The sequence below is a fragment of the Calidifontibacter terrae genome, assembly GCF_054778835.1.
Genome location: NZ_BAAGZF010000001.1, coordinates 358,015 through 379,262, shown reverse-complemented (window position 1 = coordinate 379,262; position 21,248 = coordinate 358,015). Strand labels below are relative to the sequence as shown.

Sequence of the window (21,248 nt, the reverse complement as noted above, 5' to 3'; positions counted from 1 at the left end):
GCCTCGGCCCGCGGATGGTTGCCTCCCTACACCCGTAGTAAAGGAATCTGGTCGCAATAACGACCACTTTCCCGGGTCACTGCGGCGCGTGTTTGTCGAGGAACTCGTAAATCTCGGTGTCGTCGACCCCAGGGAAAACCCCTGGCGGCATGGCCGCGAGCAGGTGGGAGTGAACCCGGGCCGACGGCCACGCCTGACCGTTCCAGCGCCCGGTCAACTCCCCCGGCGGCTGCAAGCAGCAGGTCGGGTCGGGGCAGCGCGACTTGGAGCGCTCGTTGGTGTCACGCCCGCGCATCCACTTCACGTGTTGATAGGGCACCCCGACGTTGACCGAGAAGGTACCGGCGGGGGTGCGGTCCACCACCGCGGTGCACCAGTAGGTGCCGGAGCGTGTGTCGGTGTAGGCCTGATAAGCCTGGGTGAGGTCGGGCTGCTCGAACACGCGCCGCGCGGTCCATTGTCGGCAAACGCGCTGACCCTCGATCGACCCTGCGGTGTCGGCCGGGAAGGTGATCCCGTCGTTCTCGTAGGCCTTGTAAACCACACCCTCCTGCGACACCCGCATGAAGTGCACCGGGATGTCCAGATGCCGCGTGGCGAGATTGGTGAAGCGGTGAGCTGCGGTCTCGTAGGAAACCGCATAGGCATCGCGCAGGTCCTCGATCGCGATGTCCTTGTCGACCTTCGCCTGGCGCAGCAACTGCACCGCGTCGTGCTCGGGAACCAGCAACGCCGAAGCGAAGTAGTTGATCTCGACGCGCTGCGACAGGAACTCCGAATAGTCCGCCGGTGGCCGGTGACCGAGCACGAGGTGGCCCACCGCCTGCATCGCCAGCGATCGCGAATCGTGTTGTCCCGCTTCGGGTTGCGGCAAATAAATGCGTTTGTTGCGCAGGTCGGTGACGGTCCTCGTCGAGGACGGCAGGTCGCTGGTGTGAACCAGCTTGTAGCCGAGATGGCCGGCCAACCGATCGACGGCAGCACGGCTGATCGGACCGCCCGGGTGGCTGATCGAGGCCAGCAGGTCAGCCGCGGCCTTCTCGATCTCTCCGAAGTAGTTGTCGGCGTTGCGCATCCGATCGCGCAACTCCGCGTTCGCCCGGCGCGCATGCTCAGGAGTGGCATCGCGATCGGCCGACGCGCTGGCCATCGCTTCATGCATCCCGACCAACGCTTCGAGCGCCTCCATCGGCAATCGCGGCCCGATCTTCACCCGCGGAAGGCCAAGACCTTCGTACGACTCCGCGCGCTGCGCCCGCTCCAACCTGATCTCCAGCGCGGCGCGGCGACTCGGCGGCGCGGTGGTGAGGAACTCCTGGACCGTCGTGTCGAGAACTGCGGCCAGCGCCGACAACACCGACAACCGGGGCTCGCGCTTCCCGTTTTCGATCAACGAGAGGGCGGCTGGCGAAACGCCAACGGCGGAGGCCACATCGCCGAGCGTGCGGCCAGATTCCTGACGCGCGTGGCGGATCCGCCGACCGATGGTCAGCGGATCAGGCCCGCGCGGGTCGACCGCCAGGTTGTCGGGAGCCTCCGGCTCGATGAGCCGCCCCACAGGTGCACCGTTCATGCGTCCCACTGTGCTGCGCTTCTTCACACCTTGACGACGACGGTCAGCTGAAACAGACGTCATGCGTTGATATTAGCGAAAGATCGGCGAACTTTTACGTCGAGAACAGGGTTACTTTCGCGTCAGCGGTGTCAAAGATGGGAATCACAGCAAGAGTTCGACTGATCGAAGGGCAAAGGGAGCCAATGACCGACAACAAGCAGTTGACCGCCGAGAACCTGAAGAAGGACTGGGAGACCAACGAGCGCTGGAAGGGCGTCGAGCGCACCTACACCGCCGAAGACGTCATCAAGTTGCGCGGCAGTGTGCAGGAGGAGTTCACCCTCGCCCGCCGTGGCTCCGAACAGCTCTGGGACAAGCTGCACACCGAAGACTTCGTCAACGCACTGGGCGCCCTGACCGGCAACCAGGCCGTCCAGCAGGTCAAGGCCGGCCTCAAGGCCATTTACCTGTCGGGTTGGCAGGTCGCCGGCGACGCGAACCTCTCCGGCCAGACCTACCCCGACCAGTCGATCTACCCGGCGAACTCCGTTCCGGCCGTGGTGCGCCGGATCAACAACGCCCTGATGCGCGCCGACCAGATCGAGTTCTCCGAAGGCTCGAAGTCGGTTGACGAGTGGGTTGTCCCGATCGTGGCCGACGCCGAGGCCGGCTTCGGCGGCGTGCTGAACGCCTTCGAGCTGATGAAGTCGATGATCGCTTCCGGCGCCGCCGGTGTGCACTGGGAAGACCAGCTCGCGTCGGAGAAGAAGTGCGGCCACCTCGGTGGCAAGGTGCTGATCCCGACCCAGCAGCACATCCGTACGCTGAACGCCGCTCGCCTTGCTGCCGACGTCTCGAACGTGCCGTCCGTGGTCATCGCTCGTACCGACGCCGAGGCCGCGACGCTCATCACGACCGACGTCGACGACCGCGACAAGCCGTTCATCACCGGCGAGCGCACCGCCGAGGGCTTCTACAAGGTGAAGAACGGCATCGAGCCGTGCATCGCCCGCGCCAAGGCCTACGCGCCCTACTCCGACCTCATCTGGATGGAGACCGGCACCCCGGACCTGGAGCTGGCCAAGAAGTTCGCGGACGCGGTTCACGCCGACTTCCCCGACCAGATGCTGGCCTACAACTGCTCCCCGTCGTTCAACTGGCGCAAGCACCTCGACGACGCCACGATCGCCAAGTTCCAGAAGGAACTTGGCGCGATGGGCTTCAAGTTCCAGTTCATCACCCTGGCCGGCTTCCACAGCCTGAACTACTCGATGTTCGACCTGGCCCACGGCTACGCCCGTAACCAGATGTCGGCCTATGTCGAGTTGCAGGAGCGCGAGTTCGCTTCGGAGGCGCGCGGCTACACCGCCACCAAGCACCAGCGTGAGGTCGGCGCCAGCTACTTCGACGCTGTCGCGACCGCGATCGACCCGAACAGCTCCACCACGGCGCTGCGCGGCTCGACCGAGGAAGCGCAGTTCTGACGGCCTGAGGGTCGCCACCTTCCACTCGGGCTCCTGTGATCACCTGGCTCCGGTCACAGGGGCCCGAGTTCCCTTCTCTCACATATCTGTTCGCGGGCCAGACAACGGCAGACAACGCCGGCTTCGACTTCATTCAGGAGGACACCATGTCCGAGACAAACCACGGCATCCCGACCGTGCGCGGCACCATGCACCCCCGCTTCGACGAGATCGTCACCCCGGAAGCCCTGGCATTCGTCGCCAAGCTGGACAGTGAGTTCGCCGGTCGGCGCGCTGAACTGTTGCAGCACCGCCGGGTGCAGGCGCGTCAGGTGAACGCCGGCAAGAACCTGGACTTTTTGGCCGAGACCGCCGCGATTCGTGATGACGCGACCTGGCAAGTCGCGTCGATCGGACCCGGTCTGCAGGACCGTCGCTGCGAACTGGTCTCCCCCGCGAACCGCACCATGGCGGTCCACGCGCTCAACTCCGGCGCGAGCGTTTGGCTCGCCGACCTGGAGGATGCAACCGCGCCGACGTGGAGCAACATCATCGGCGGCCAGCTCAACCTGTTCGATGCGGTGCGCGGTCAGCTGACCTATGACTCCGTCGGCGGCGAGACCTGGAGCGTCGGCGACCACCGCCCGACGCTGATCATGCGCCCCCGCGGCTGGCACCTCTGCGAGAAGCACATCAGCATCGACTCGCGTCCGATGTCGGCGTCGCTGGTCGACTTTGGTTTCTACTTCTTCCACAACGCCCGCAAGCTCATCGAGCTTGGCGCTGGTCCCTACTTCTACCTGCCGAAGATCGAGAACCACCACGAAGCCCGCCTCTGGAACGACGTCTTCGTCTTCGCCCAGGACCTGCTCGGCATTCCCCAGGGCACCATCCGCGCGACTGTGTTGATCGAGACGATCACCGCCGCGTTCGAGATGGAGGAGATCCTCTACGAACTGCGCGACCACTGCTCGGGCCTGAACGCCGGCCGCTGGGACTACATCTTCAGCTACGTTCGCACCTTCGCCCACCGCGGCGAAGAGTTCGTGTTGCCCGACCGCGACAAGATCACGATGACCACGCCGTTCATGCGCGCCTACACCCAATTGCTGGTGAACACCTGCCACAAGCGGGGTGCGTACGCGATTGGCGGCCCCGCTGCCGTGAACCCGACGCTGCAGGACGAGGACCGCAAACACCGCGCGTTGGCCGTCGTCCGGGCGGAGAAGGAACGCGAGGCGGCCGAAGGTTTCGACGGCTCGTGGGTCGCTCACCCGGCGTTGGTCGAAATCTGCAAGACCGCGTACGCCGCCGTGCTCGAGGATCGTCCCAACCAACTCGACGTGCAGCGTCCGGCGCAGATCACTGCCCACGACCTGATCAGCCTGGATGGGGTGCAGCAGACGATCAGTCTGCAGGGCGTTCGGACCAACGTCTCGGTCGTGCTGCGCTACCTCGCGGCGTGGATCGGCGGCCGCGGCGCGGTCGCGATCGACACCCTGATGGAAGATGCCGCAACGGCGGAGATCAGCCGGGCCCAGCTGTGGCAGTGGCTGTTCCATGAGTCCTACCTCGCCGAAGGCCCCGCGGTCACCCGTGACCTGCTCGACCGGGTGGTCGATGAGGAGATGACCAAGCTGACGCGCGGCCTCGACGACCGCCACAGCGAGCGCTACCAGCAGGCGCGCGGGATCCTCGAGGAGACCGCGTTCAGCGACTACCTGCCCGGGTTCTTCACGACCTATGCCTACGTCCGCCACCTGATCGATCGGCCACTGCAGATGAGCGGCCCGCTCGGCAAGGAGGACCTGCGTCAGTCGGAGCAGGTCCACGCTGCGGCGGACGCCGGAGCCGCCTGATCTCCCGAAGTTTGTACGCCGAAGGGCTCGGACCGGTTCGGTCCGAGCCCTTCGTTGTGAGCCCTTCGTTGTGAGCCCTTCGTTGTGAGCCCTTCGCCATCAGCCCTTCGCCATCAGCCCGCGGGGGCGAGCGCTCGCGCCGCGAGCGCGACCCGCGCGATGACTTGATCGGTCACCGGTGTCGAGGTGTCAACCGGGGCCACCTGGCCGAGGGCCAGCGGCCGGGTGTCTGCATCCGTCAGCGCTTCCCACATCGCACGCTCGGCATCGTCACTTCCATGGATCGGGTGTCGTTTCCCACCGGCACGACGCGCCAATGATCGATCGCGGGCGAGCGCGGGCGGAACGTCACACCAGACCTGCAGGACTTGGTCGGGCTCGATCCCCGCCCGCCGCAAACCAGCCACCACGAACGGCAGGTCCGATTGCCGGAAGTTGTTGTCGATCACTCCCCCGGTCGGCGAATCAGCCAGCAGTCGCCAGAGCAACTGGCTCGCTCCCCGACCGATTGACGCGCCCGGACCGGTCGAGGTGAACGCCGCGCGCAGGCTGTCATCCACCGAGTCGTACAACGTCTCTTTGACCGCATCCTTCGACCAAACAGGCACCCCGAGCTCACCAGCGATCCGCCCGGCGATCGAGCTCTTCCCGCTTCCGGGCAGCCCGTTGACCAGCACCACCACACGGGGAAACCCGTTCGGGCCGTATGCGATTGGTCGTTCGTCGGCGGTGAGCGCGAACGACTCGTGGTCGCGCCAGCTCTCCGGCTCGCCACCGCCGTCAAGGAACAGCATCCGCTTCACGTGGCGCTCGCGGCGGAATCCGAGCGAGCGCAGCAGCCCGGCGGACGTTGTGTTGCGCGGCTGCACATTCGCTTCGAGGCGATGCAGGCCCAGACCGTACGGACGGGGCTGGAAACACAGGTCGATGATCAGCCGCATGCCCTCGGCGAAGAGCCCCGCGCCGGCGTACGGGTCGTAGGAGTCGTAGCCCATCGTGCCGGACCAGAACCGGCCCTGGACGATGTTAAAAACGTTGACCTTGCCGACGACGTCGTGGTTGCCCACCGCGTCATACGCGCGGATCAGGAAGGTGCGGAAGTGGTCGTCCTGGCGTCCGATGAGGCCGATCAGGTCGCCCGGATTGACCGGGTTCCACACGCCGACCCGGTCCCGCGACGCCTCGACCGCTCGGCGGTAGGGCTCGATGTCGTCGACCGTCGGTGTGGCGACGCGGACCCGCCGACCGGCGGCGTGCAGGGGCGCGGGTTCGGAGGGCATGGTGGACATCTTCGCATCGCCGATCGAGCGGTCAGCGGGGGCGAAGTTCAGACGATGTGTCCACGCAGGATGACGTGGGCTGGCGCCGCCAAAACGCGTACGTCGTCGCGCGGGTCCTCGGTGTAGACCACCAGGTCGGCGCTTTGTCCCTCCTCGATCCCCGGGCGACCGAGCCAGGCGCGAGCGCCCCAACTCGCGGCGCTGAGGGCCTCGAGGTTGCTCATCCCCGCGCGTACGAGTTCGGCTACCTCCTGCGCGACCAGACCGTGGGGCAGTTGGCCGCCGGCGTCGGTTCCGACGAAGATCGCCACACCCGCCTCGTGAGCGGCCGCGACCGTCTCGAAGCGGCGGGCGTAGAGATCGCGCATGTGTGCCGCGTAGCCGGGGAACTTGTCTTCGCCGGCATCCGCGAATTTCGGGAAGTTCTCGATGTTGACCAGCGTCGGAACGATCGAGATCCGCTGAGCCGCAAAGAGATCGATCGACTCGGTGGTGAGGCCACTCGCGTGCTCGATGCAGTCGGTGCCGGCGGCGGCGAAGTCGAGCAGCGACTCCTCGCCGAAGCAGTGCGCGGTGACCCGAGCCCCCTCCTCGTGGGCCGCATCGATCGCCGCCTTCAAGGCCTCGCGCGGCCAGCAGGGCGCGAGATCTCCGCGGTCGCGATCGATCCAGTCACCGACCAGCTTCACCCAACCGTCGCCGCGCCGAGCCTCCTGGCGAACGTAGGCAACCAGATCCTCCGGCTCGATCTCGTGGGCGAAGTTGCGGATGTAGCGCTTCGTACGAGCGATGTGGCGGCCTGCGCGAATGATCCGCGGCAGGTCGTCGCGTTCGTCGATCCAGTGGGTGTCCAGCGGCGAGCCGGCATCGCGCAGCAACAGCGCGCCGGCGGCCCGGTCGGCGAGCGCGTGTTCCTCAGCCCGTTCGGGGCCAACCCCACCGGTGGCTTCGAGACCGACGTGACAGTGCGCATCGACCAGCCCCGGCATCACGTAGCCGCGCACCGTGTCGACGCTGCCCACCGCGGGCCGGGTAAAGGTGACGCGTCCGTCGACCACCCAGAGTTCGCCGCGGGTCTCGGTCTCGCTGACCAGAATCGGACCGGTGAGGTGCAGCGCGTCACTCATGCTGCTACTCCGGGGAAGCATCGGCCCGGGCTCGTACGATGACTCATGGATTCACCGTAGCGAGCATCCAACCTTCTCGGCGGCTGCCCTGTTGAAGGAACATGAACACCGTGACCATCGGCGAGCGCACCGCGATCCGCGACGACTTCGAGTCGTTCGTCGGCGCGAGCTCCCCTGCATTGCTGCGCACCGCCTGGCTGATGACCGGCGACCCACATGCCGCCGAGGAGATCGTTCAGGAGGCGCTCGCCCGCCTGTTCCCGAAGTGGGAGCGCATTGCCAGTGGCCAGCCGTTGGCCTACAGCAGGCGCATCGTGGTCAACCTGGTCAATGACGGATGGCACCGCCGCAGGCGCGAGGTGCTCACCGCCGAGACTCCCGACCGGGCCTCACCAACCCCGACCGCCGTCGAGGACCGCGATCTGCTGATCCGACTGCTGTCGGGCCTTCCGCCGCGCGAACGCCAGGTGGTCGTCCTGCGCCACTACGACGACTTGTCCGAGCAGCAGGTCGCCGATGTTCTCGGCATCAGTGTGGGCACGGTCAAGAGCACCGCGCACAAAGGGCTCACCACACTACGCACCCGCTACGCAGCATTGGGGATGACCTCATGAACACCGAATTGCTCCCGCCCCTGCACAATGCAGAGGCACCGAAGATGTCAATCTCAGCCTCCGCTGTGATGGATCGTGCAGAACAGATTCACCGTACGTCGCGCCGTCGTCGCGTGTCCGCCGGGCTGGTCGCCGCGGCGGCGGTCGTGGCTGTAGCCGTTGGAGCGACACAAATGCATCGGATCTCCGCCGAGCCGCGCCCGGCGCACTCGAGCACCCATCACTACGGCGCGCTTTTCCAAGCGTTGCCCAGCGACCACAACGGCGCCGTGGGTGGCTACGTCGTGAGCCGGCAGCCGAGCAGCGCACTGCTGATCGCCAAGCAGGAGGGCAGCAGCCTGCGCTCCCTCGGGGTCCGGCAGACCTTCAACGGCGGCTGGCAGGCCGAGGACGGACCCAACAGTGTCCTGGCGGTCGTTGCACCACCCGACGCCGACGCGACTTTCGTGTTTGGTGCCGGTACCTCGCCCCGTGTGGGGTCCACGGTGCCGCCCGGCCCGTTGCCCGTGGTGCTCCCCGACGGCAGCACCGCGGTCCTGACGCAGACCATCCGCTCGACAGGAGCCACGCCGACCGTCGTGGGCTATCGCCGCGCCGACGGTTCGTACGTCGGCTACGGCGGCGGGGTCAGCGGCGTGCGTTTCGCGGGCACGGAGGTCGTGGTGTCTCCCAAAACCCAGCAGGTCTGGAGCGGGACCGCCGATCGCAGCGTCGCGACCTCGTCGCCGTACGAGGTCAGCGGCCTGCCGGCGACCGGCGCGACGATCGACTGCATCATCGGCGAGGTGGCCGGCTCATCCCCCACCCCCGGGTGTACGGCGATCCTGATCCCCGCAGACCAGACCGGCCGCATCACCACGCTGGCGACCGGGGTCCAAACCCAAGAGATGGCCATTCCGAGCACGTCGTGGAAGGTCGCTTTCGGAGTGCGAGTCGCTGGTTCAACCGGCAAACCGTTGATCGCCTACGGCTAGGCGATCACTCGTCATCCCAGGACGACGCGGCACGGCCGGCTCCCTGGGCGGCCGCGTCGCACTCTGCCAACGCCTCGCGCGCGATCTCGCGCTGGTTGGGAGTGCCGACCCGTTCGGCCCACTGTTCGGCCTGCTCGAAATGCTGGCGTGCGACGTCGAACTCTTGGGCGTCGAAGTGGTCCCAGCCGAGGTTGTTGTGCAGCGAGATCAACCAACGCTGGGTCAGCAGATCGCCGTTCTCGGCGAGCCCGATCCCCTGCTCGGCCCAGTCCTCGGCATGGTTGCGGTCGGCGATAGCGAGCATGTGCAGGGCGTCGACCTCCAGGAAGGTCAGCCCGGCCTGCTGGGCATTGGCGCGAGCCTGATGGAACAGAGGGACAGCCAATACGCGGTCGCCGCTGCTGTTCGCGATCCGTCCCTCTTCCAATGCGACGCGGGTGAGCACCACTGCAGCGCCATCGGTGACCGTCGCCAGCTCCGCCCGGGCGTCGGCGTAACGCTCCATCAGTCCCAGGGCCCGAGCCACCTGGGTGGTGAGCTCGGCGCGTTCGGAGGCATCAGTGGTCGCATCGCGGGCCGCGCTCAGCCGGCGCAGGGACTGCTCCGGGTCACCGAAGTCCCACAGCTGTGCGAGCTTTTCTTGATCGAGCATCGTCACTCCTTCACCGCACGTACGAACGGCCGAATCGTGCTTAAGAACACCTCCGGCAGCTGGGAGTGCGGCCAATGACCGGACCCTTTCAGCGTGACCAGTCTGGTGTGTGGAAAGAGTTCGCGCATGGTCTCGGCGTACTTCGGTTTCACATAGGACGATGCACCACCGACGATCCACAGAACCGGACCGCCGTACGTCGCTCCCGGCGGCAGTTCGTTGCCGGGCCAGCCGCCGAGCTGGTCAAGGGACTTCGCGATCAGGTTCAGGTTGGCCGCCCACCGCCATCCCTCGCCGGCGCGCCGCAGGTTCTGCAGCAGGAACGATCGAACGCTCGGGTCGTCGACCCACTCTTTCGCGAATTCGTCGGCATCGGCGCGGGTGTGGACCTGGTCCAGCGGCATCGCCAGCATCCCGGTGACATAGTCCTTGAACGAGGTCAGCCCGTGGTAGTCAACCGGCGAGATGTCGACGACGATCAGCGCCCTGACCAGCTCGGGCTCGAGGAGGGCCAACAGCATCGCCGTCTTGCCACCCATGGAGTGGCCGAGCACTATCCAGGGCTCCGTCGAAATCGAACGGAGCTGCGCCGCAACGGTTTTCGCCATCTCGATATATGAGAGCGACTCGGTCCAAGGCGACTGCCCGTGATTCGGCAGGTCGACCATCGTGCAGCTGAACTCGCTCGACAGTTCCTTAGCGATCCGGGTCCAGTTCCTGCCCTGACCGAACAGGCCGTGCAGGAAAGCGATGCGCGGACCGCTCTCGCCGATCGTTGTGACGTGCAGCGAATCCATGCCTCGGAGCGTACTGTTCCTGGAATTTGTTGCCGCGCGGGGCCGCTCAGTCCTTCTTCGCGTCCGGCCCGAGGAACTTTTCAAAGCCCTTGGGCAGCTTCAGGTTGCTCATGTCAGGCTCTTCTTGCCCACCGAACGCACTGCCAAATGCCTTGTCGCGGGCCTCGGTCTCGCGCTGGGAGGCTGCAGCCTCTTGCTCCGCCCGCTTGGCCGGGTTGCCCGACTTGCCCTTCTTCTTCACCTGCTGCTTGCCGCGCTTGCCCGGGCCATTGCCCATGCCCGGCATTCCGGGCATCCCCGGAATGCCCGCGCCACCGCCGCGCCGCAGCTGGCGCATCATCTTCTGCGCCTGACCGAAGCGTTCGAGCAACTGGTTGACCTCGGAGACGGTGACCCCGGAACCGCGGGCAACGCGCGCCCGGCGCGAACCGTTGATCGCCTTGGGGTGAGTGCGCTCGAACGGGGTCATCGAGCGCACCATCGCCTCGACCCGGTCGAACTCCTTCTCGTCCAGGGCGTTGAGCTGGTCGCGCATCTGAGCCATCCCGGGCATCATGCCCAGGATCGACTTGAGGTTGCCCATCTTCTTGACGGCCTGCATCTGCTGCAGGAAGTCGTCGAAGGTGAAGTCCTCCTCGTCCATGAACTTCTTGGCCATGGCGGCCGCTTGATCGCGGTCGAACGCTCGCTCGGCCTGCTCGATGAGGGTGAGGACGTCACCCATGTCGAGGATGCGCGAGGCCATGCGGTCGGGGTGGAAGACCTCGATGTCTTTGACACCCTCGCCCAGCGAGGAGAACAGGATCGGCTTGCCGGTGACCGTGGCCACCGAGAGCGCCGCACCACCGCGGGCATCACCGTCGAGCTTGGAGAGCACCACCCCGGTGAAGTCGACGCCCTTGCTGAAAGCCAAGGCGGTCTCGATAGCGGCCTGCCCGATCATCGCGTCAATGACGAAGAGCACCTCGTTGGGCTCAATCGCGTCACGGATATCGCGCGCCTGCTGCATCAGATCCTCGTCGACCGCGAGGCGGCCGGCGGTGTCGACGATCACGACGTCGTACTGGCGAACCTTCGCTTGTCCGATGCCGGCGCGGGCCACCCACACCGGGTCGCCGAAACTGCGCGTTCCTTCACCGGACTCCGTGGTGACGTCGTGGCCACCGGTGTTGCCGCGCTCCGGCGCGAAGCAGGGCACTCCGGCGCGCTCGGCGACGACCTCAAGCTGAGTGACCGCGTTCGGACGCTGCAGGTCGGCGGCGACCAGCAACGGGAAGTGGCCCTGGTCGCGCAGGTGGCGGGCCAACTTGCCGGCGAAGGTCGTCTTTCCCGAACCCTGCAGGCCGGCGAGCATGATGACGGTCGGTCCGGTCTTGGCCAGGTTCAGCCGGCGGGTCTCACCGCCGAGGATGTTGACCAGTTCCTCGTTGACGATCTTGACGACCTGCTGGCCCGGGTTCAGGGCAGCACTGACCTCGGCGCCGGTGGCACGCTCGCGGACACGTCCGGTGAACTCACGGACGACCGGGGTTGCGACGTCGGCGTCAATCAGCGCCAACCGGATGTCCCGGATGGTCGCGTTGATGTCGGACTCGGTCAGACGTCCCTTGCCGCGCAGGTTCTTGAACGTGCCGGTGAGACGGTCGGAAAGACTGGTGAACACCGCACAAGGGTAAACGGTCCGGACCAATCGACTGACCGAGCCGCGACAGTCTTCACCGTCCGGGGCCGCGCACCCTCGCCTCAGCAGCTCATCCATGGTTGACTGCCGGTGCGTCGGACGCGAGGAAGTCGGTGAAAATCCGACACGGTCGCGCCACTGTGAAGGGGATTTCGGTCCCCCAGTCAGGAACTCGTCCCGACGCTTGTTTCTGCCCACGGGGACGCGAGATCCCCCGCCGAAAGGTTCCTTATGACCACCATGCCCACGTCCGCGCCTACCCAGGCAGCCGCGACTCCCGTCGTCACCACCGAGGCGCGCGCCTTCCTCTGGCTCGTCGGCGCAGCCGTCTTCGCCCTCGCCATCTACTACTTCGTCGGTGTCGACCAGGGCGCCTACTCGGTGTTCGGCAGCGACACCCACATCCACGAGTTCGTCCACGACTCCCGGCATTTCCTCGGCTTCCCCTGCCACTGACCCGAGCCGGACGGATAACTCGATATGGAACGCGCACTGATCCTGCGCGGCGCTCTCTCCGGCGCCCTCGCGGGGCTGCTCGCCTTTGCCTTCGCTCGGATCTTCGCGGAGCCACAGATCACCGCCGCCATCAACTACGAAGAGGGCCGGCACGCTGCCCAACACCTCTTGGATAAGGCGGCAGGTGTTCCGACCGCGGCCCACGAACACGACGTGTTCAGCCGTACGCTCCAGGCCAACCTGGGCATCGGCGTCGGCATGATCGCGTTCGGCCTGGCCATGGGCGTCATCTTCGCCGTGACCTACACGATCTGCCTCGGCCGGTTCGGCGGCGTACGCGCCCGCGGCCTGTCGCTGCTGGTGGCGGCTGCCGGGTTTGTGGCCCTCTACCTCGTGCCCTTCATGAAATATCCGGCGAATCCGCCGGCGATCGGTCACGCAGACACCATCCGTACGCGGTCGAACCTCTACCTGTTGATGGTCTTGGTGGCTGCGCTCCTCATGGTCGGAGCAGTCCTGCTCGGTCATTGGTTGCGCCGGCGGCTCGGCCCGTGGAGCTCGGTCGTGGTAGGTGGCCTCGCCTACGCGGTGACGGTCGGCGTCGTGATGGCGATCCTGCCGTCGTACGGCGAACTGGCGGCGAACGTTGCCCATTACGGTCACCACGCGACCGAAACGCCTCTGCCACTGCGCGATTCGAGCGGCACCATCGTCTATCCCGGGTTCCCGGCGGACGTGCTTGCGTCGTTCCGGCTCAATTCAGTCGTGGCGCAAGGGATTCTCTGGGGCGCTATCGGCCTGCTGTTCGCACCGATGGCTGAGCGAGCGTTGGCAGGAGCCGGCACCACCCGTACTCTCTCGACGCCGGCGCGCGACGGCGTGTCACCGGCGTGATCGCTCAGAGCGGTCCCGGTGCACTGAGCGCGTGGGGGCCGTTCTTTGCGCTGGAGGACCTGCGCGACCCGCCCCGGGCACCGTGGGTGGCGTTCACCGACTTCTTGCACGACCCGGCTGCCATCCACGAGCGGGTCGAGGTCGTCCGCGCCCTGCTCGCCACGGGTGCGGGGCGGCCGGTCGAGCAGGTCGAGCCGCAAGTCGCGGCGTCCGTCGTGCACCTCGGTCTGGTGGCCCGGATAATCTCGCCATTCCTTGCGCTCAGCACGGTTGACTCCCCGGTCGTTCCGGTGCCTGCCGATCTGTGGTGGCAGCCCACACCCCACAGCGGCTTCCCGCTCGGGGTGCGCGATCTTGCCGCGGTCCCTGCTGTCGAAGATGCCCAGGAATGGGCGGCGCGCGTGGTCAACGGTTTGCTCCACCCACTCGCGCAGGCCCTCGGCGGTTCGCCAAAGGTGCTCTGGGGAAACACCGCCTCCGCAATCAACGGGACGGTCGCGGCGATCCGGGCGACCCGAGCCGACCTCGCGGAACCACTGCGGGTCCGGGCCGAACTGCTGATCGCGGCGCTGCCGGGCGACACTTCCACGGGCGCGGTCGGCAGCGCCGATTTCCGCCGTCGAAGCTGCTGCCTGATCTATCGCGTCGCCGACGGTCCGGCAGCCGCCATTTGCGGCGATTGCGTCCTGCACGACCGCTGAGAGTGGTCGTAATAACGACCAGAATCCTTTACTACGGGGGTAGTTAGTGGCAGGCGTCGATCACGGCGCCGATCAACCCGGCCGCCTCGTGTGGGTGCACTGGCTCGCCGCTGTCTCGGATGACATAGAACGTGTCGAGGGTCTGGCCGGCATAGGTCGCGACGTGCGCCGAGCGCACCGTGAGTCCCTCGCGCCCGATCGCCAGGCCGATGTCGCGCAACAAGCCCGGCCGGTCCGGACTGCGGACCTCGATCACGGTGGCATCAGCCGAGGCGCCATGCACGATCGTCGCGCGCGGTGGTGGCGACCCGATCGGCTGCAGGACTCGGCGGCGCAGCTCCAACGCCCGCAACGGCGTACGGTCCCCGCCGGCAAGGCGGTGCAGGGCGCGCGCCAGTTCCTCCTCCCGCGGCAGGTCGCCATGGGGCGCCTCAATGGTCCAGACATCGACGGCGATGCCACCGACCGTGTGCAACCGGGCCGACCGAACGAGCAACCCGAAGCTGGCCAGCAGCCCGGCACTGTCGGCGAACAGCCCGAGCCGGTCCCGGTCGCCGAGCACCACTTCCGCGCCACCGGCCGTGGCGGTGATCTGGACGAACGAGGCCCCACCGAGCACCGACGCGGTGACCGCTTCGACCAGCGCGTTGTCCTCGGCAACCGGCTCGGGAGCCGGCAGCACCTCCCCGTCTCGCAACGCGGTCCGCGCGCGGTCGACCAGCTCGGCGACCAGATTCGAGCGCCACGGGGTCCACGCCTTCGGCCCGGCGGCGATCGCGTCGGCCTCGGTGAGCGCCGCCAGTTGTTCCAGCAAGTCGTTCCGACCGTCCACCGCCTGCAACAGCGCAGCGACCGTTCCCGGGTCGGTGGGGTCGCGACGGGTGGCCAACTCCACCAGCGTGAGGTGTTCGCGGACCAACCGCTCCACCACATCGACGTCTTGCGGCGCCATCCCCATCCGCCGCGCAATGGTGGCCGCGACCGGCGCACCCTCGACCGCGTGGTCCATCACTCCGGCAATCTTGCCGATGTCGTGCAACAACGCGACCAGTAACAACAGGTCTGGGCGAGCGACGTCGCCGCGGTGGTCGTAGGCCTGCACGACGGTCTCAACGAGGTGCCGGTCGACGGTGAACCGGTGGACCCCGTTGCGCTGCGGGCGACTGCGAACAGCGCGCCACTCGGGGATCCATTGCTCGACCACGCCGGCCAGATCGAGGGATTCCCACACGCCCACCAGACCCGGGCCGGTCGCGAGAAGGTCGAGGAAGGCGTCCCGCAACACCTCGGGCCACTGCCCGTGCAGCGGGCGCAGGGTGCGGGTGAGGTTGTTGATCGTGCTGGGGGACAACGGGATTCCCGATCGCGCTGCCACGCGCGCGGCGCGTAGGAGCAGCAGGTGATCCGACTCTGTCGGGGTCACGTTGGGGCCGAGCACCACCTCGCCGTCGTGTTCGTACAACCCGAAACCGAGCGGGCTGAGCACGGGCCGTCGGGGCCCAATCCGGGGCGTACGGGCCCGCTGGCTCTGCGTTGCACGCCGCAGGGTGCCGTCCAGGGCGTGGCTGATCCGGCGACCGGCCTGCACCACGTCGGTCAGCAAGGCGTCGCCGTCGGGCAGACCAAGCAGCGCCGTGACGGCGTCCTGATCCTCCAGGTTCAGTCGTTCGCGACCTCGCCCCGTCGCGACATGCAAGGCATCGCGCACATCTAGCAGCCGGGCGTACGCGGTGTCGACGTCCCCATGTGGCCGATCGGCCAGCCAGGCTGCGGTCACCGCGCGCAACACGGCCATGTCGCGCAGGCCGCCGCGCGCTTCCTTCAAATCCGGCTCCAGGGAGGTGCTCAGGTCGCCGTTGCGTTCATGGCGTGCGCGCAGGGAGTCGACCAGTTCCGGCAGCCGCTGCCGGGCGTTGGAGCGCCAATCGTGGGCGATCCCGTTGCGGACACCCGCGACCAGAACTGCGTCGCCGGCAACCGGTTCGATGTCGAGCATGCCCACCGTGGCGCTCAGGTCGGCGGAGGCGACCCGGCGGCACTCCCCCAGCGTTCGTACGCTGTGGTCCAGACGAATTCCGCTGTCCCACAACGGATACCAGATCGCGTCCGCGACCCGGGCGATGTCAGCGGCGGAGTTCGTGCGGCCGTCATGGAGCAGAATCAGGTCGAAGTCACTCAACGGACCGGCGTCGCCGCGGCCGAGGCTGCCGACCGCCGCCAACGCGATTCCATCGTCGGCTCGGCGACCGAGCGGGGCGATCGCCTCGGTCCACAACTCGCCGAGCACACCCATCGCGTACGACCTCAGTCGCGCCCGCCGATGGGGCCCAGAGTCGGTCAGGGCGAACTCTCGAGTGCCGGCGAGGTCGAGTCGCTGCGCCGCGTGATCGGTCGACATGAGGTCAGCTCCTTGCGCGTTTCGATGACGTGGGTGGTGGCCGGCGCTGCTTCCAGCCCCGGCCACCGCTCACCTGTCGGATCAGAGCGCGGTTGCGCCGCGCTCCCCTGTGCGAACCCGAATGACGTCGTCGACCGGCATGATCCACACCTTGCCGTCGCCGATCCGGCCGGTCTGGGCCGCCTTGACGATGACGTTTGCGACACTCGCGGCGTCATCGGCCTCGACGATGATCTCCAGACGCACCTTCGGCACGAAGTCGACGTTGTATTCAGCGCCGCGGTAGACCTCGCTGTGTCCGCGCTGGCGGCCGTAACCGCTGGACTCGCTGATCGTCATGCCGGCAATGCCGTAGGCCTCCAGGGCCTCCTTGACTTCGTCCAGCTTGAACGGCTTGATGATGGCGGTGACGAGCTTCATGCCGTGACCTCTGCTTCCTTGCTCGCGTGACGGGATGCACCCTCGGGACGGTTCTGGCCGATGCGCTGGCCGCCGCCGAAGCCACCGAAGTCGTAGGCCGACTCCGCATGTTCGGTGGTGTCGATGCCAGCAACCTCATCGTCCTCGCTGATCCGCCAGCCCATGGTCGCCTTCAACCCCAGGGCAATGATCGCGGTGACGATCGCGGTGTAGGCCAGAGCCGCCGTCGCAATCACCAACTGAACGATCAACTGCTTCCAGCCGCCGTAGGTCAGACCGGTGCCGCGGGCGAAGACGCCCAGGGAGATCGTGCCCCAGAACCCGGCGACCAGGTGGACGCCGACCACATCGAGCGAGTCGTCGAAGCCGAACTTGTATTTCAGACCGATCGCGAAGGCCGATAGGACACCGGCGACAGCGCCGACGCCAATCGCGCCAAGCGGGGTGACGTTGCCACACGCCGGGGTGATCGCAACCAGGCCGGCCACGATTCCTGAGGCCGCGCCGACGGAGGTCATGTGACCTTCCCGGAAGCGTTCGACAACCAACCACCCGATCATCGCCGCGCAGGTGGCAACGGTCGTGTTGACCCAGACCAGCGCCGCGGACTCATTGGCGCCGAGAGCGGAACCGGAGTTGAAGCCGTACCAGCCGAACCACAGGATGCCCGAACCGAGCATGACCAGTGTGACGTTGTGCGGGCGCATCGGCTGCTTACCGAAACCAACCCGCTTGCCGATCACCAGGGCGAGAACCAGACCAGCCATACCGGCGTTGATGTGGACCACGGTGCCACCGGCGAAGTCGATCGGTGCGACGGTGGCAAGGTTCCCGGTCATCCCGAACAACTTGCCCGCGATGCCCGAGCTGGAACCGCTGAGCAGGCCACCGCCCCAGACCATGTGGGCCAGCGGGAAGTAGGCCAGGGTGACCCACAGCCCAGAGAAAACCAACCAGGTGCTGAACTTCACGCGGTCGGAGATGGCCCCGCTGATCAGGGCCACCGTGATGGCCGCGAAGGTGAACTGGAACCCGGCGAACACCAGCGTCGGAATGCCCGCGCCCATGATCGTCGTGGCTCCTGGCTCACCAGGCAGCATGCCCTTGAGGCCGAAGAACTCGAACGGACCGGCGAACAGGCCGCCCATGTCGTGGGAGCCGAAGGACATCGAGTAGCCGTAGAGGACGTACAAGATGCCGATGACCCCGAAAGCGCCGTAGGACATCATCATCATGTTCAGGACGCCCTTGGCTCGGTTCAAGCCGCCGTAGAACAGCGCGAGACCGGGGATCGTCATGAACAGGACAAGTGACGCCGACACCAACATCCATGCGGTGTTGCCCGTGTCCAACGGGATCGGCGCGTCGGCCGAGAGGGTTGCAAGAGTGTTCATGACCGCAAACATTCACAGTGCGGCGTTTCCGTCGACTCGGCCTTGTGTTTCGGTCGTGTGACAAACCGGACGCCCTTGTGAACACTCGGTTTCACGTCGGTGCGACGATGAAACGGTGAATCCCGCCCGCGCTTTGGAATCTGCCGCCCGTCGGCGCGCGGCCGACACGTTGCGTGATCGACTGGCCAGCGGCGACCCGAGCAGCCACGCCCAGGCCATCTGGGGCAGCCCCGGAGCGCGCCGATTCACCGCGGCTGATCCGGTGTGGCGGGTTCATGCCCACGGCTCGATGTTTCTGGCGGGGCTGCGGGCGCTGATGCTGCAGGCGCTCCACCCGGTTGCGATGGCCGGCGTGACCCAGAACTCGAGCTACCGCGAGGACCCCTGGGGTCGCCTGCGCCAAATCAGCGGGTTCATCTCGATGACGACCTATGGCCCCACCGCCGAAGCCGATCGCCTGATGGCGCGCGTACGAGGCGTGCACCGCCGGATTGGCGGAGAGGTTGACGGCCGCGCCTATCGGGCCAGCGATCCGGACCTGCTGACTTGGGTCCACTGCGCCGAGATCGACAGCTTCCTGGATGGATACCAGCGCTTCTCAGGCACACCGCTCACGCCGGCCGAGGCTGATGTCTACGTCGCGCAGGCCGGCGAGGCGGGCAGCGGGATCGGTGTTCCCGATCCGCCTCGTACGGTCGCCGGGTTGGGGCGGACGCTCGCCGCGTTTCGCCCTGATCTGCGCGGTGGACCGGACGCCCGCGACGTCGTGGACTTCCTGCGCTCCCCCAGCGATCTCGACCGCGCGGGCATGGTCGGCTACCGCAGCCTGTTCGTCGGCGCGGTGGCGACCCTGCCGCCGTACGCCCGCCAGATGCTCGGCATCAATTGGTCGCCCTTACTCATCAATGCCGCGACCCGGGCGGGACAGTCGGGGGTTCGGGCGATGGCGTGGATGCTGTCGGATCCGAGCGTGCAGGCAGACCGACGACCGTACGCCGAACGCGGGGCGCGCTGAAACCAGCAGTGCTGCCCGCGACCGGATGGTGCTCGGCGTAGTCGCGGCAGATCAGCTCAGCACGGCGTCGACGAACGCCTTCGGATCAAACGGGGCCAGATCGTCAGGGCCTTCACCAAGGCCGACCAACTTGACCGGAACACCCAGTTCGCGCTGAACCAACACCACGATGCCGCCCTTGGCGGTGCCGTCGAGCTTGGTGAGCACCACGCCGGTGATGTTCACGGCCTGGGCGAAGACCTCGGCCTGTCGCATGCCGTTCTGACCGGTGGTCGCGTCGAGAACCAGCAGGCACTCGTCGATCGGGCTGCGCTTCTCGATGACCCGCTTGACCTTGGCCAGTTCGTCCATCAGGCCGACCTTGTTGTGCAGGCGGCCGGCGGTGTCGATGATCACGACGTCGACCTCCTCTTCGTTTCCAGCCTTCACGGCGTCGAACGCGACAGCAGCCGGGTCGGCGCCATCCTTGTCGGAGCGCACGGTGGCGACCCCGACCCGAGCGCCCCAGGTCTCGAGCTGGTCGGCGGCAGCGGCGCGGAAGGTGTCGGCGGCGCCGAGCAGCACCTCTTTGTCCTCAGCCACCAGCACCCGCGCGAGCTTGCCGACCGTGGTGGTCTTGCCGGTGCCGTTGACGCCCACCACCATGACGACCGCGGGCCGGTCACCTTGGCGGCTGGCAGCGATCCGCCGGTCCATGTCGGGATTGACGAGGGTGAGCAATTCGGTGTGGAGCCAGTCCTCAAGCTGATCCGGGCTGGCCGACCCCTCGACCTGGACGCGCTTCTTGAGATTGTCGACCAGTTCGGTCGTGGCATCAACGCCGAGGTCGGCGCCCAACAGGGTGTCCTCGACTTCCTCCCAGACGGCGTCGTCGAGAGTGCCGGCGGACAGGATGCCGAGCAGGCCCTTGCCCATCGCGTTGTTCGAGGCTGCCAGCCGCGAGCGCAATCGGGTCATCCGGCCCCGGGCTGATTCGGGACGTTCTGTGGTCTCGGTGGTCTCGGTCGATGCCTCCGCGCCGGGCTCCGTCGCTGGCACAGTGGGCGGCGCAGTCGTGTCTGCAGTCGAAGGCTCGGTCGCGAGCTCTTCCGGCGGCGCGGGTGTGGCAGGGCGCTCACGCAACGTCGGCGCGGCGGTCTCAGCGGTGGGTGCCGAAGGCGTTGCCGGGCGTTCTTCCGTGGGCTGCGCTGCGGGCGGAGCCGTAGGCCCAGTCGTAGTCGCTCGATCAGCTGGCACCGCCGGAGTCGTTGGGGCGCTGCTGCCTGGCGCGGTGGCCTTGTCGTCGACACCCGGCTTGACCGGCTTCGCGGGCGCCGGCGCGGCACCCTTGCTGGTGTCGATCTTCATGCCCGCACCGGCTTGATAGGTGTTCTTGGTGCGGGTTGGGGCGTCCTTCGCGGCCACGGGCGGTGGTGCGGTCTGCGGAAGATCCTTCGACTTCCCGCCCCTGCCGCGAACGAACGCGACGATGAAACCGAGGCCTGCAAGCAGGATGACGGTCAGCGCTACCAAAATCTCCCAGAGCGTATCCACGACCCCATCATGGCAAACGGGACCGACAACACGTCGGTCCCGTCCGGGCGGAGTCAGGCGGCCGCAGCTGCTGGGCAGCGCCGCTGCAGGTCAGGAGGCGTCGGCGCGCTCGCGCTTGACGCTGCCGACCACAGAGCCGGCACGCTGGGAGACCTTGTCGGTCGTCTCCGAGACGGAGTTCACGACGCGCTCACCGCGCTCGGTGAGCAGCGGGCGGCCCTGGCGGCGCGCCGGGACGGCGACCATCCCGAGCACCGCAGAAGCGAGCGCAACACACACGACGAGAGCGAGAATGAGCCAGAGCATGTCGTCATTCTCGCCCCTGAGGGCTTGACTACCCAAACCGAAACGCGGTATTGAGAGCGAAATCTCGGTGAACTCGGACCTTCCGCACAGTTGCGGACCCGTGGGGCCTCGCGTCGCAGGGCGTCTGTC

General features: G+C 67.1%; 19 protein-coding genes and 1 riboswitch. Of the genes, 8 read left to right on the top strand and 11 right to left on the bottom strand.

What is annotated here, in order from left to right; all coding sequences use genetic code 11:
• Positions 1 to 76: 76 nt before the first annotated feature.
• Positions 77 to 1,573 (bottom strand): helix-turn-helix domain-containing protein, encoded by a 1,497-nt coding sequence (locus ACYU98_RS01815; RefSeq protein ID WP_460466468.1) that lies wholly within the window; start codon positions 1,571 to 1,573, stop codon positions 77 to 79.
• A gap of 185 nt (positions 1,574 to 1,758) precedes the next feature.
• On the opposite strand from ACYU98_RS01815, the gene aceA reads away from it, so the two are divergent.
• Both aceA and aceB read left to right on the top strand, forming a co-directional pair.
• Positions 1,759 to 3,039: an isocitrate lyase gene (aceA, locus tag ACYU98_RS01810; protein WP_460466467.1), complete on the top strand. Its 1,281-nt coding sequence runs from the start codon at positions 1,759 to 1,761 to the stop codon at positions 3,037 to 3,039.
• 146 nt (positions 3,040 to 3,185) lie between these two features.
• On the top strand, positions 3,186 to 4,877 hold the full coding sequence (aceB, locus tag ACYU98_RS01805) for a malate synthase A (RefSeq protein ID WP_460466466.1): 1,692 nt from the start codon (positions 3,186 to 3,188) through the stop codon (positions 4,875 to 4,877).
• Between the two features lie 113 nt (positions 4,878 to 4,990).
• Here aceB and ACYU98_RS01800 read toward each other — a convergent pair whose 3' ends face one another.
• Together ACYU98_RS01800 and ACYU98_RS01795 are read right to left on the bottom strand one after the other, a co-directional pair.
• Complete coding sequence (locus ACYU98_RS01800) at positions 4,991 to 6,157, bottom strand: GNAT family N-acetyltransferase (protein ID WP_460466465.1); 1,167 nt, start codon at positions 6,155 to 6,157, stop codon at positions 4,991 to 4,993.
• 47 nt (positions 6,158 to 6,204) lie between these two features.
• A complete protein-coding gene (locus ACYU98_RS01795) occupies positions 6,205 to 7,284 on the bottom strand; it encodes an amidohydrolase family protein (RefSeq protein WP_460466464.1) in 1,080 nt (359 codons plus the stop codon).
• A gap of 101 nt (positions 7,285 to 7,385) precedes the next feature.
• Here ACYU98_RS01795 and ACYU98_RS01790 point away from each other — a divergent pair, with 101 nt between their 5' ends.
• Together ACYU98_RS01790 and ACYU98_RS01785 are read left to right on the top strand one after the other, a co-directional pair.
• Positions 7,386 to 7,898 (top strand): SigE family RNA polymerase sigma factor, encoded by a 513-nt coding sequence (locus ACYU98_RS01790; RefSeq protein WP_460466463.1) that lies wholly within the window; start codon positions 7,386 to 7,388, stop codon positions 7,896 to 7,898.
• 68 nt (positions 7,899 to 7,966) lie between these two features.
• Complete coding sequence (locus ACYU98_RS01785; RefSeq protein WP_460466462.1) at positions 7,967 to 8,872, top strand: hypothetical protein; 906 nt, start codon at positions 7,967 to 7,969, stop codon at positions 8,870 to 8,872.
• Between the two features lie 4 nt (positions 8,873 to 8,876).
• Here the strand turns inward: ACYU98_RS01785 and ACYU98_RS01780 are convergent, their stop codons facing one another.
• The 3 genes from ACYU98_RS01780 to ffh are packed head-to-tail and all read right to left on the bottom strand — an operon-like array spanning position 8,877 to position 11,984.
• The gene (locus ACYU98_RS01780; protein ID WP_460466461.1) at positions 8,877 to 9,524 is read right to left on the bottom strand and encodes a hypothetical protein; all 648 of its coding nucleotides are present in this window, start codon (positions 9,522 to 9,524) and stop codon (positions 8,877 to 8,879) included.
• A 2-nt stretch (positions 9,525 to 9,526) separates the two neighbouring features.
• Entirely contained in the window at positions 9,527 to 10,321 is a 795-nt protein-coding gene (locus ACYU98_RS01775) for an alpha/beta fold hydrolase (RefSeq protein WP_460466460.1), read from the bottom strand.
• 46 nt (positions 10,322 to 10,367) lie between these two features.
• Positions 10,368 to 11,984 (bottom strand): signal recognition particle protein, encoded by a 1,617-nt coding sequence (gene ffh / locus ACYU98_RS01770; RefSeq protein ID WP_460466459.1) that lies wholly within the window; start codon positions 11,982 to 11,984, stop codon positions 10,368 to 10,370.
• 97 nt (positions 11,985 to 12,081) lie between these two features.
• A riboswitch (adenosylcobalamin (AdoCbl) riboswitch) is annotated at positions 12,082 to 12,229 on the top strand.
• A 4-nt stretch (positions 12,230 to 12,233) separates the two neighbouring features.
• On the opposite strand from ffh, the gene ACYU98_RS01765 reads away from it, so the two are divergent.
• From ACYU98_RS01765 to ACYU98_RS01755, 3 genes are read left to right on the top strand one after another with little or no spacing between them, the layout of a single operon-like run.
• On the top strand, positions 12,234 to 12,458 hold the full coding sequence (locus ACYU98_RS01765) for a CbtB domain-containing protein (protein WP_460466458.1): 225 nt from the start codon (positions 12,234 to 12,236) through the stop codon (positions 12,456 to 12,458).
• Between the two features lie 24 nt (positions 12,459 to 12,482).
• Positions 12,483 to 13,352, top strand: a complete 870-nt coding sequence (locus tag ACYU98_RS01760; protein ID WP_460466457.1) for a CbtA family protein — start codon at positions 12,483 to 12,485, stop codon at positions 13,350 to 13,352.
• Positions 13,349 to 14,053, top strand: coding sequence for a (2Fe-2S)-binding protein (locus ACYU98_RS01755; RefSeq protein WP_460466456.1), 705 nt, complete (start codon positions 13,349 to 13,351; stop codon positions 14,051 to 14,053). The genes ACYU98_RS01760 and ACYU98_RS01755 overlap by 4 nt, the downstream gene beginning before the upstream one ends.
• Positions 14,054 to 14,096: 43 nt before the next feature.
• Here ACYU98_RS01755 and ACYU98_RS01750 read toward each other — a convergent pair whose 3' ends face one another.
• From ACYU98_RS01750 to ACYU98_RS01740, 3 genes are all read right to left on the bottom strand, one after another.
• Positions 14,097 to 16,451 carry a [protein-PII] uridylyltransferase gene (locus tag ACYU98_RS01750; RefSeq protein WP_460466455.1) on the bottom strand — a complete coding sequence of 785 codons (2,355 nt, stop codon included), beginning with the start codon at positions 16,449 to 16,451 and terminating at the stop codon, positions 14,097 to 14,099.
• Positions 16,452 to 16,532: 81 nt separating this feature from the next.
• Positions 16,533 to 16,871, bottom strand: a complete 339-nt coding sequence (locus ACYU98_RS01745) for a P-II family nitrogen regulator (protein WP_460466454.1) — start codon at positions 16,869 to 16,871, stop codon at positions 16,533 to 16,535.
• Positions 16,868 to 18,265 carry an ammonium transporter gene (locus tag ACYU98_RS01740; protein ID WP_460466453.1) on the bottom strand — a complete coding sequence of 466 codons (1,398 nt, stop codon included), beginning with the start codon at positions 18,263 to 18,265 and terminating at the stop codon, positions 16,868 to 16,870. Before ACYU98_RS01740 ends, ACYU98_RS01745 begins: the two co-directional genes overlap by 4 nt.
• A 115-nt stretch (positions 18,266 to 18,380) precedes the next feature.
• Between ACYU98_RS01740 and ACYU98_RS01735 the strand changes: the two genes are divergently transcribed.
• Positions 18,381 to 19,280 (top strand): oxygenase MpaB family protein, encoded by a 900-nt coding sequence (locus ACYU98_RS01735; protein WP_460466452.1) that lies wholly within the window; start codon positions 18,381 to 18,383, stop codon positions 19,278 to 19,280.
• Positions 19,281 to 19,331: 51 nt separating this feature from the next.
• On the opposite strand, the gene ftsY is transcribed toward ACYU98_RS01735, so the two are convergent.
• Entirely contained in the window at positions 19,332 to 20,813 is a 1,482-nt protein-coding gene (ftsY, locus tag ACYU98_RS01730; RefSeq protein WP_460466451.1) for a signal recognition particle-docking protein FtsY, read from the bottom strand.
• 90 nt (positions 20,814 to 20,903) lie between these two features.
• Complete coding sequence (locus ACYU98_RS01725; protein ID WP_460466450.1) at positions 20,904 to 21,119, bottom strand: hypothetical protein; 216 nt, start codon at positions 21,117 to 21,119, stop codon at positions 20,904 to 20,906.
• Positions 21,120 to 21,248: the final 129 nt, after the last annotated feature.